Origin of the sequence: Siphonobacter sp. (genome assembly GCF_048595215.1) — a bacterium.
In the GTDB taxonomy this organism is placed as follows: Bacteria; Bacteroidota; Bacteroidia; order Cytophagales; family Spirosomataceae; genus Siphonobacter.
This window is the reverse complement of the sequence record NZ_JBMDWJ010000187.1, coordinates 1-10852: the sequence shown is the minus strand read 5'-3', so window position 1 is coordinate 10852 and position 10852 is coordinate 1. Positions and strand designations below refer to the sequence as shown.

The window sequence follows — 10852 nt, the reverse complement described above, 5'->3', positions numbered from 1 at the left end:
CGGGCGGGACTGTCACCCCGAACGTCGTTTACCATTGACGATATTCTGCACGAACGCCGCGTGGAATTCGCCTTCGAAGGTGATTACTGGTACGACATCCAGCGGCAGGGCTTTGCCAAGGCGAAAGCGATGATTCAGAAGCAGAACCGGGGTACGGCCACGGGAGCCAATTACATCACCACATTTACGGAGGATAAAATGTACCTGCCCATTCCGGCGGGCGAGATTATCCAGGACCCCGAGTTAGCCAAAGATCCCGTACCCTATTACAAATAAGCTGGAAGGAACCTAAGCAATGAACATACCTACTTTTTTTACCCGGGCTGCCCTGCCCATACTGATGCTGGGAGCGGGCTTCGTACTGAATGGCTGTACTGAAGATACCGATGGAAGACCGCAAATAAAACCCGGTAATCCCGTAGCCACTGCTATTACCCCCGACTCCGCTTCGGGCGGTTCGGTCGTCACCTTGAAAGGAACCGGGCTGGGTGATATGCGGGCGATTGTATTCGAAAAGCAAAGCGTAGCGGCTGGTTTTCAACCGACACTGAATACAGAAAATGCTCTCATTTTCCGCGTACCCGAAGAGGCAGCGGGTGGGGTACAGAATATTACGTTTACGAACAGCGAAGGGCGAACCGTATCCGTACCGTTCCGCGTACTGGCCTACCCGACGATTACGGACGTATCCAATTACAATTTTACCAAAGGAGTAACCGTAACGCTGACGGGTAATAACCTCGAAGACGTCACGGCGGTAAAACTTTCGGGTACCACGACCGTAGCTAAAATTGTATCCAAAGAGAAGAAGAAACTCGTGCTCGAAATGCCTACGACGACCGTGGGCCGGGCCACGCTGGATATTAACAATACCACGGGAATGATGAAGACCGCTCAGGAATTCGTCAACGTGGAGCAGGCGTATCCCATCTTCCTGGATGCCTACGCGACGGGCGTAACCGATGCCTCCTGGGGCGATGCGGCAGCGATCAGTACGAAAGAATTCAAGTCGGGAACGGCCTCGGTGGGTAAAAACTTCCAGAAGGGCAACTGGCACCTGATTGGGTTTTCGATGCCGGGATTGGCGTATTCGTCTGCGTACACTTACGTTTCGGGTTGGATCAAGGGAGCGTCCGCTGATTACACGTTGTACCTGACGACCGATGCCGCCTCCGTAGGTTTCGGGGAGTATATCGAGAAAAACAAAATCGACGTAAAAGCCAACACCTGGACGTACTTCAAAATCAAGTTGTCGGATATGGACTTCTGGTCGGCGGGTAAAACCCTCAAGCAGATCGGCTTCCGGATCAAAGGCCCCGATAAGCAGGATGAGACGTTCTATTTCGATGATCTGATTTTGGTTAAGTAAGGTTTTTTTCCATTTGCCCTCATGCTGCTTTTTCCTGAAAAGCGAGCATGAGGGTTTATTTTGTAGCGTATGCACGTATTCAATCGTATTGGTCTGGCCGGAATGCTCTGGTTAGGACTAAGTATTCCTCTATTTAGTCAAACCCCCGTACAGAAGCACGGAGCCCTTCGGGTCGAAGGAAATCAGATCGTCGATAAAAATGGCCAGCCGCCCCAATTGCGGGGAATTAGCTTTTCCTGGAGTATCTGGGGCGGGAGAAAGTATTACACGACAGACGTTGTAGATCATCTGTGTAAAGATTTTCGAACAACCCTATTGCGGGCTTCCATGGCGGTACAACCTGATTCGGGCTATCTGCAACAACCGGAAGCCCAAATGGCCCTGATTACCCGCGTCGTGGATCAGGCGATCAAAAATGGGGTGTACATATTGATTGACTGGCATGACCATAATGCTGACCAGCACTTGCAGGAATCGAAGGCTTTCTTTCGGGCGATGGCTCAGCGATACGCGGGTAATCCCCAGGTAATTTACGAAATCTGGAATGAACCTGAGCGGCAGACCTGGCCGGTGATCAAGGCCTACTCGGAGGAAGTGATCCGGGAAATCCGTACCTATGATCCGAAGAACCTGATCATCGTAGGCAGTCCCCACTGGGATCAGGACGTGGATGTGGCCGCTGCTGACCCCATCAAAGGGCAAACGAATCTGGCGTACTCCTTCCACTTTTACGCCAGTGAACCCTACCACCAGGATGGATTACGGGCTAAGGCGGAAAAGGCCATGCAACTGGGTCTTCCGCTAATGGTGACGGAATGGGGCGTGGGCGAGTCTTCGGGCGACGGCAAATTTGACCGGGAACAAAACCGAATCTGGCTCAACTGGATGGAAAAGCACCGACTAAGCTGGGTGAACTGGAATATCACCGACAAGAAAGAAACGACGGCCATCCTGCAACCTGGTGCTCCAACGAATGGAAAATGGGCTAAGGAACACCTGACACCAGCGGGCCTGTACATTAAAAACGAGCTCATTCAGTTACAGGTCAATTAACTAGTTAGGAGTAAGAAGTGTAGATGGAGAAAAAGCTCGTTCATTGAACGAGCTTTTTGCTTGCTTATGATGAGGTAATGTACTTAATTCTTCTTGAAAGCCACTTTTACATAGTTTTCAGATTCGGACAGTGAGGGTAGGGTACGAGAGCGATTCAGGACCTGAGTCAAGGTTGCATCGAGTCGTTTGACTACTTTTTTTCGACTGATATTCAATCGAAGATCTTCGAGTTTTTCCTCGTAAATCAGGGTTCCATTTTCCGCGTAGAAGCGAACGATGGAGCCTTGTTTTGTACGAAGGTTATCCTCTACTACCCAAAAGCCCGTTTTAGGTTGCAATTCCTTTTTCTGAGCTTGAGCGGCTGTGCCAAGTAGGGCTAAAAAGAACAGGGTTGCTAGTTGCTTTTTCATGACGATTATAAATGAAGGTTGATAGCTGATGGATTGGTCGTTGATGGACGGTTCAAAAGTAACAGCGTGGAAATGGCCTAACGGAGGAAATAGCCCGGTAGCTGCTTTCGTAGGTCAGAGAGCAGCGTTTGAGTCTACGGAGCGTACTGATCGTCGGCAAAAGTCATTCAGCGATGAAAGCCCGTCGTTCGTAGAAAAACCGGTTCACTGGGCTGAATTCCGCTGGCATTCAGCTAAATTTCAGAAGACCCGTGCAACGAAAAACGCGTTTAGGAATCTTTAGTTGACCATGAAATCTACCTTCGGCTACCATTTCATTTTTTCTACCAAACCCCGGGATCGGATTCGGCGGCACCTGCTCTTATGGATGAGCTGGATAGTGTTTTCTACCCTGATCTATTTGCCCGTGAATATGCGAGGCATGGAACCACCGGATACACAGGTGTTTCTACTGACGCTCATCGAAGCCATTTGTTTTACCATTTTTTCGCACGCCGTATTCGCCTATCTGCTGGCTTACTGGCTGATTCCGCGCTTTTTCTATACCAAACAATTTGGCTTTTTTCTGTTGGGTTTTATTGCAATCATCATCATTCAGGCGGTGGGGGCCTTTGCCGTGGGCGAACTGGTGCTGCGGCATTACCGGGCCATCATTAAGTTTCCGTTTCGAAGTCATAGTATTTTACTCGGATTATTGGCGGGCGTACGCGGAGGAACGACGGTTGGGGGGTTCGTTGCCGCCATCGTCATTATGAAGAACTTAGTGAAGCAGCAAGAAGCCTTTGGTCAGGTACAACGGGAAAAACTCGGAGCCGAACTACAGTTACTCAAATCGCAGCTGCACCCGCATTTTCTGTTTAATACGCTGAATAATCTGTATGCCTTAACGCTGAAAAACTCCCCGCGTTCGCCGGAAATCGTTCTCAAACTTTCGTCCCTGCTTCGGTACATGCTCTATGAATGCAATGCTGAGGAAGTACCGCTGGAAAAGGAAATTCACTTTTTAAAGAATTATATCGAGCTGGAACAATTGCGATACGGTGATCGGCTGGACGTTTCCCTGCAAATCAGTGGAGACTATACCGGGAAAAACATTGCACCGCTGTTGCTGATTCCTTTTCTGGAAAATAGTTTCAAACACGGTACTAGCACCCAGCTCGATCAGGCCTGGATTAGCCTGGACCTGTACGTGCAGGATGATGAGTTGTTTTTTAAGCTCATCAATAGCCGTGATGCGGAGGAGATTCGTACGGGTATGGGCGGAATCGGCCTGCAAAACGTTCGGAAACGTCTGGACTTGCTGTATCCCAACACCTATGAATTACGATGCGTGGAAACCGAAGACACTTTTCTGATCATACTCAATCTGGCACTCTATTCGAGCGTAAGCCGGGTGGAAACCGAAAGGGCCGTTCCTGTTTAACCTTCAGTCGCTTTATGTCTATAACTCGCTGTTTATTAGTAGATGATGAACCTCCCGCTCTGGAAATTCTGGAATCGTATCTGGAAGGACTGGATGGCTTTGAAGTGGTGGCATCCTGCTCGAATGCTATTCAGGCCTTTCGAATACTACAGGAAAAACCCGTGGATGTACTCTTTCTCGACATTCACATGCCCAAACTACTGGGAACGGACTTGCTACGGAGTCTGCCGCATCCGCCTCAGGTGATTTTTACCACGGCTCACCCCGAGTTTGCGGTGGATGCCTTCGACCTCGCTGCGGTGGACTATTTACTCAAACCCATTGCCTTCGACCGCTTCTTACGAGCAGTGGCTAAAGTAGAACGAGCGGATCAGAAACCGTTGTCTCTACCGGCGGAGAAAGAGCAGAGTGTAACCAGTCAGGATGCCTTTTTGTACTTTCGGGCCGATCGGAAAATGGTGAAAGTGTTTTTGAAGAATATTCTGTACATCGAAAGCCTGAAAGATTACGTCAAGGTAATTATGCAAAACGAAAAGCCGCTGGTGGTCAAGCAATCCATGAGTGCTCTGGAAGAAACCCTTCCCCAGCGGGAATTCCTGCGGATTCATCGTTCGTACCTCGTGGCTATCGACAAGATCAAGGCCTATACGCCCACGCATCTGGAAGTAGGCGGGCTGGAATTACCCATCGGTCGTCTGTACCAGAAAGAAGTAAGCCGGTTTTTAAACTCGCATGCTTTGTTGCAATAACTAGTCAAACCGATTGGCTTCAACCTCCCGAAAACGTAAACTTCGGGAGGTTTTTTGTGAACGTATGGAAATTTTTTGGGTGAAGATTTTTTTGCACCGCGGCAAAAATCGATACGATCAGCATCGAGCTGGGAACAGGTAACTGGTGCCACTCAAGTGCCTATGAGGGCGAATTAATACGTTTATAGAGAGGATTTAGGTAAGACTAGCACTCAGGGGTTTCGTAAACAGTTAGAAAAAAATCAGGGTTTCGTACGTGGAAAAGCTGGAAATGACCCTTGCCGGAACAATAATTTTGCGAAAAAATATCGCCCGCCAGCGTGCAGTAGTTATCCCAAAGGCTACTGTGATGCTATTCTCTGGATAGCAATTAGCTATCTCATCGAGATTCATTCATTTATCCCGTATTGCTTATGATGAAGTTAGTGCATCTTTTTTTCCCGAAACCACAAAAAAGTTATTGGCTAGGTCTCCTTCTGTTGTTGAGTACACTTCCGGTATTGGCTCAAGAGCAGGTACCCATACTGGCCGACTCGGCTCATGCTATTCCGGATACGTTACTTTTCAAAATTCAGAAGGCCCAGGCGGCGATTACCGAAATCAACGCGGCCAATAAAAAAGAGTATGGTGTCAGCCGTATCCGGGAGGGGCTGGAAGAAGCGGAGGCTTCCATTAATCCGATCAAAGCGGATCTGGCTACTTCGGGTTCGACTCTGCACGCCAAAGATTTACAGAGTTACAGCCTGATTTTAAAAGACGCCCAGACGCGGCTAACGACCTGGCAAAACAGTTTGTCCAAGGCCAGTAACGATTTGCAAAAACGGGCTAATCAGGTCATCGGACTAAGTCAAGACTCCCTGCTTACGGTAACGGAAACGGATGTTGCCCAAAAGCAACTCTATACTGCTCAGCTGACCGAACTGAAAATTCGCTTACAACGCTCGGGCGAGCGGACCACGGCCAAACTCGATACGATCAGTCGCTTACTGGCTAACGTGTCCGCTCTAAGTCTGACCGTCACCGACTTACAAAATCAAGTGCAGGAGCAGCTCCGAACCTCCGGTGAAAATGTGTATTCCAAGGAGTCTCCCTATCTCTGGGAAGCTCCCAACCGGGTCGATCGAACCAATGTGGAGCGAATTGTCAGTTCGTCTTACCAGGGTCAGAAAAAAATCCTGAGTTATTTCCTCAATTCGGCCTGGGACAACCGCGTGTTACTGTTACTAACGGCTGCCGCCTTTTTCATCTGGGTGTATTCAAACTTTAAAAAGGCCCGTAAGCTCGAACTGCGGCAAAAACTGGGTGATTTAAAATTTCAACACATCACCCCAGTACCGATTCTAGCTACGCTGATTGTACTATTCAACCTGCCACCGCTATTTGAACCCGATTCGCCTTCGCTGTACATAGAATTGACCCAGTTTTGCCTGCTGGTCTGCTTAACTATTAGCCTGAGAAGCATTGTCAAGGGCGAGGACCGCAAACACTGGCTCATGCTGGTCGGTCTGTATATGACGCTGATTATCGTCAATACGTTACTAAATGATTCGCTGTACTTACGCCTGGGCCTGTTGGTATTGAATGGTACGTTCCTATATCTCGGGATGCTCATTTACCGTAAGCTCAAACAGACGCCGGTAAAGGAACGATTGATTAAACCCGTAGTTATTCTCTACCTGGTCCTGAATGCATTGGCGATTATTCTGAACATTTTTGGCCGGGTAAGTCTGGCGAAAGTGTATAGCATGACTGCCGTCATTGGTCTGATTCAGATGGTGGGACTGGACGTATTCATTCAGATTCTTTCCGATGCTCTCGAACTACAAATTAAGCTAAGCTCTTGCTCCGAAGGCATCTTCTCCCGGGTAAGCATTCCGCGTTCCCGAGCCGCCTTCCGTCGGGCGATGACGGTAGTGGCCATCATTCTTTGGGTACTGGTATTCTTCATTAATCTGGGCGTTGCGGGGGGCGTCTTTGCTCTCTTGCAACAAATACTGACCAAGACCCGAACGTTTGGTAGCGTGACCTTTACGCTGGGTAATATCCTGCTGTTTGGCGTCATTGTGTACGTAGCCAACCTGTTGCAGAAGCATATCGGTGTACTCTTCGGCGAATCGAGCGTTACGTTTGATAACAAGACTGAACGTAAAAGCTCCAAGCTGGTACTGATTCGACTGGTGATCCTGATTCTGGGGATATTGATGGCCATTACGGCTTCAGGTATTCCGATGGACCGGCTGACGGTCGTATTGGGGGCTCTTTCGGTCGGTATCGGTCTGGGGATGCAGAATATCGTCAACAACTTCGTATCCGGTATTATCCTGATTTTTGAAAAACCCTTCCAGATTGGGGATTACGTAGAACTGGCCGATAAGAAGGGGAAAGTACAAGACATCGGTATTCGTTCCAGCAAAATGCTGACCCCGCAGGGATCGGTTGTCGTTATTCCCAATGGTGATTTATTGTCGGGCCGTCTGGTGAACTGGACGCTGAGTAATTCATACCTGAAAACGGAGCTTACCTTCAAGGTAAATGCCGACGCAGATCTGGAGAAGGTGACTAAAATTGTGGAAACCGAAATCGGCAAGCTAAACGATTCTCTCAAAAATATACCGCCTGAAGTATTGGTGAACGCCATCGCCGCCGACAGTATCGAACTGAAAGTACTGGCCTGGGTTACGAATATTTATGTCGAAGCAAACTTCAAAAGTCAGTTGCTTACTCGGCTGATGGTGCGGTTTAAGGAAGCGGAGATTAAAGTCATGTAATGTTTACGTCTCGCTGAGAAGTCTGGTTTTTTCGTTGATAGTAAGTTTCTAATCAACTATCAATGAGTAACTAGTAATAAAGAGCAAGCTGGTTTTTTAGTCCATATTGCGAACGCCGCTCTTTTCATCCTGCTCAAGGCCAACGCTTTGCGGATGAAAAAGGCGGCTTTTCGCGATAGGACGGGGATCGGGTTTTTGTCGTCCATGAGGGTATTCGAATATATTTTAACAACTCGCAACAAACAACTTTTAGAAGATATAAGAAGATGAAAACCCCTTCCGTCTGTAAGCCATTTCATGGGGGCAACAAATTAACTTGTTTTGCCCATTCCATAGTGGGAGCAATGAGGTGGCCTTGAGCTGAGCTAGGCAGTTACGGGGAGGCCCAGCCTGGATGGCTCACGGGCTACTAGGCAGCTAGTAAGGAGGACCCTATCCCGTCTAGGCTAAGAAAGTCTGTTTTGTTTACAGCAATCTTTCAACACTGCGAAAGAACAAAGCCCTTTATATTTGCGGCTCTAACCTCTTCCGTATGTTTAAGAAAGGATTGCCACTAGCTCTTTTTCTGTTTTTTCAAGTACTCTGTCTCGCAGCTCAGTCTTCTTTTGTTTGGTGGAATCCCGCCCGTCATGCGCTTCCCGTCATCGAGGGACAAGCCTGGAATCAGGAACTACAGCAACCTTATGACCGATTGCCGGGCCGGGCTGAAAAGCAGGTACGCCCGGCCGTATGGAACCTGTCGCGGCAATCGGCAGGACTGTTCATTCGTTTCAAATCCAACAGCGATCAAATTATCATTCGCTACCAGATCAAGGGCAATCAAGCCTTGCCGCACATGCCTGCTACGGGTGTGAGTGGGGTCGATCTGTACGCTCGCAGTCTACATGGTGATTTCTGGTGGTGCAATGGGAAGTACGCTTTTGGCGATACCATTTCGTATCGGTACACCAGTTTGCAAACGAGTGAAAAAGGCCAGGAGTATCGTCTGTATTTGCCTTTGTATACATCGGTGCAGTGGCTGGAAATTGGAGTACCCGAAGGAAAAACACTGACACCCCTGGCTCTGCGTCCCGAAAAACCGATCGTCGTTTACGGAACATCGATTGCTCAGGGAGCCTGTGCTTCCCGACCGGGTATGGCCTGGACGGCCCAGCTGGAACGGCAAATGGACCACCCCTTACTAAATCTGGGTTTTTCAGGTAATGGAAAACTGGAACCCGAACTGATCCGCCTGATTAGCGAAATAGACGCTCGTCTCTACGTACTCGATTGTTTGCCGAATCTGATTAGTACCACCGATGTAAAACCAGCGGAAGTCAGAAAGCGAATCCTCCAGTCCGTCCGTACGCTCCGACAAAAGCGACCGACCGTACCCATTTTACTCGTCGAACACGCGGGCTATACAGATGGATTCAGCAATCCCGTACGGGCCGCTCTGGTGACAGAGGTAAATGCCGTTATGCAGGAAGCGTATGCGGAGTTGAAGGCGGAAATGAAAGGGTCGGTGTACCTGCTCACAAAAACCGCCCTGAACCTGAGTCCCGATGCCATGGTGGATGGCACCCACCCCTCGGATTTGGGCATGCAGCAGTACGCCAACGCCTACGAACGGAGCATCCGGTCCATCCTCAATGAACCCGTGGGTATGCTTTCTACGACGATTTCCAAAAGCCAGTCCCGGGATTTTTACGACTTTGAAACGCGTCACCGTGACGTACTGGCCCGGCTGAAAACCCACCCGCCGCGAATCGTTTTTCTGGGTAATTCCATTACGCACTTCTGGGGCGGCGAGCCCAAAACCAAAATAGTACAGGGAGCTGCGAGCTGGAATCGGCGGATGGAACCGCGAAAAGTACAGAACCTCGGTTTCGGCTGGGATCGGATTGAAAATGTACTCTGGCGGGTGTATCACGGGCAACTCGACGGCTATCAGGCCAAACAGGTACTGGTGATGATCGGAACCAACAATCTGGAAGGAAATACGGATGAGGAAATTACCGACGGACTGGTTTTTCTGATGAAAGCCATTCAAAGCCGACAGCCGCAGGCCGAATTAGTATGGATCGGCATCTTGCCCAGGCGGGGTCAGGAAGAACGCGTCCATCACCTCAATCAGCACTTTGCCCAGCGGGCGGGCGAACTTAATATTCGCTTCCTGCAACCCGGTACCAATCTGCTACAGCAAGATGGAAAAATCAACGAAGCTTGGTTTACCGATGGGTTACACCCCAACGAACAAGGCTACGAAAGGCTGGCCGAAAAGCTTGAACCGTTTTTAGTAGGCCGTTAAAGGGTTTCGTTCTTTTGGGTAAAATGAGCCGTCTCATGAAACGTTGCTTTCGTGAGACGGTCGCGTTAGTACAATTTTGTATGTGAATTGTATAATTGTCTTGCACTGTTTTAACAGAGATACTTTGCTGTAAGAGGTTTTTTTTAACCAATGCGTTGAGTGATTTTGAAGACCTTTTTGTGTACCAGGTCCATAGAAAGTCTTTTAAATACAAAATTCTGTTCGCCCCATAGCATGAAAATGCAAAACGTGTTAGGTCTGATCTGCGTTGAGTCATTTAGAAATGGGCACATCATATAGTTCTGGAAGTGGCAGCATGGAGTCACGAATAATAGAATACATAGGAGCCAGCCAGCACAGCCTAATCCATTGTAAGATGTTTTAAAAAGCCTTGCAGATTTTGTCGGTAAATAAATTCCCGTACATTTGTTGTGACTGACTAAACAGTCACTTGATTATATGAACATGGAAACAAAAAAAATCGCTGAAACATATTTCAATGCGATGGTGGTTGGAAACTTCGATGAAATGACCGCATTAAAAACGCACGATTGTGTGTATTGGCTAAGTGGTGAGGGATCCTGGCCCTTTGGCGGGTACCAATCACAGGAAAACCAGGTGAAATTATGGGGTACAGTTGCGGAGCGATTTCCGGAGGGAATGAAAATGAGTCTTCAATCCATCACGGCAGACCAGGAGCGGGCCATACTTCATGTTCATATTCGGGGAACTCGAAAGGATAGTCGTATGTATGAGAACAATGTGTTATTGCTTTTAACCTTTAAAGACG

Annotated in this window: 9 protein-coding genes; 8 read left to right on the top strand and 1 reads right to left on the bottom strand. The window is 48.5% G+C overall.

Annotation, left to right across the window (positions count from 1 at the left end; all coding sequences use genetic code 11):
* From ACOJTG_RS11235 to ACOJTG_RS11225, 3 genes are all read left to right on the top strand, one after another.
* The coding region (locus tag ACOJTG_RS11235; protein ID WP_420153889.1) for a RagB/SusD family nutrient uptake outer membrane protein at window positions 1-276 on the top strand (276 nt) is incomplete at its 5' end.
* A 19-nt stretch (window positions 277-295) separates the two neighbouring features.
* Window positions 296-1369: an IPT/TIG domain-containing protein gene (locus tag ACOJTG_RS11230; protein ID WP_420153888.1), complete on the top strand. Its 1074-nt coding sequence runs from the start codon at window positions 296-298 to the stop codon at window positions 1367-1369.
* A 69-nt stretch (window positions 1370-1438) separates the two neighbouring features.
* Complete coding sequence (locus ACOJTG_RS11225; RefSeq protein WP_420153887.1) at window positions 1439-2422, top strand: glycoside hydrolase family 5 protein; 984 nt, start codon at window positions 1439-1441, stop codon at window positions 2420-2422.
* 83 nt (window positions 2423-2505) lie between these two features.
* Here the strand turns inward: ACOJTG_RS11225 and ACOJTG_RS11220 are convergent, their stop codons facing one another.
* On the bottom strand, window positions 2506-2832 hold the full coding sequence (locus tag ACOJTG_RS11220; protein WP_420153886.1) for a hypothetical protein: 327 nt from the start codon (window positions 2830-2832) through the stop codon (window positions 2506-2508).
* A gap of 289 nt (window positions 2833-3121) precedes the next feature.
* Between ACOJTG_RS11220 and ACOJTG_RS11215 the strand changes: the two genes are divergently transcribed.
* From ACOJTG_RS11215 to ACOJTG_RS11195, 5 genes are all read left to right on the top strand, one after another.
* Window positions 3122-4255, top strand: coding sequence for a sensor histidine kinase (locus ACOJTG_RS11215; RefSeq protein ID WP_420153885.1), 1134 nt, complete (start codon window positions 3122-3124; stop codon window positions 4253-4255).
* Between the two features lie 14 nt (window positions 4256-4269).
* Complete coding sequence (locus ACOJTG_RS11210) at window positions 4270-5004, top strand: LytR/AlgR family response regulator transcription factor (protein ID WP_420153884.1); 735 nt, start codon at window positions 4270-4272, stop codon at window positions 5002-5004.
* 482 nt (window positions 5005-5486) lie between these two features.
* Window positions 5487-7772, top strand: coding sequence for a mechanosensitive ion channel domain-containing protein (locus tag ACOJTG_RS11205; protein ID WP_420153883.1), 2286 nt, complete (start codon window positions 5487-5489; stop codon window positions 7770-7772).
* Window positions 7773-8304: 532 nt separating this feature from the next.
* The gene (locus ACOJTG_RS11200; RefSeq protein WP_420153882.1) at window positions 8305-10062 is read left to right on the top strand and encodes an SGNH/GDSL hydrolase family protein; all 1758 of its coding nucleotides are present in this window, start codon (window positions 8305-8307) and stop codon (window positions 10060-10062) included.
* 459 nt (window positions 10063-10521) lie between these two features.
* A partial coding sequence (locus tag ACOJTG_RS11195) for a nuclear transport factor 2 family protein (RefSeq protein WP_420153881.1) occupies window positions 10522-10852 on the top strand: 331 nt, incomplete at its 3' end.

Excerpts from the sequence above, each read along its gene's own strand:
- ACOJTG_RS11200 (WP_420153882.1), top strand. The coding sequence starts at position 8,305 with ATGTTTAAGAAAGGATTGCCACTAGCTCTTTTTCTGTTTTTTCAAGTA.
- ACOJTG_RS11215 (WP_420153885.1), top strand. The coding sequence starts at position 3,122 with ATGAAATCTACCTTCGGCTACCATTTCATTTTTTCTACCAAACCCCGG.
- ACOJTG_RS11220 (WP_420153886.1), bottom strand. The coding sequence starts at position 2,832 with ATGAAAAAGCAACTAGCAACCCTGTTCTTTTTAGCCCTACTTGGCACA.
- ACOJTG_RS11210 (WP_420153884.1), top strand. The coding sequence starts at position 4,270 with ATGTCTATAACTCGCTGTTTATTAGTAGATGATGAACCTCCCGCTCTG.
- ACOJTG_RS11230 (WP_420153888.1), top strand. The coding sequence starts at position 296 with ATGAACATACCTACTTTTTTTACCCGGGCTGCCCTGCCCATACTGATG.
- ACOJTG_RS11225 (WP_420153887.1), top strand. The coding sequence starts at position 1,439 with ATGCACGTATTCAATCGTATTGGTCTGGCCGGAATGCTCTGGTTAGGA.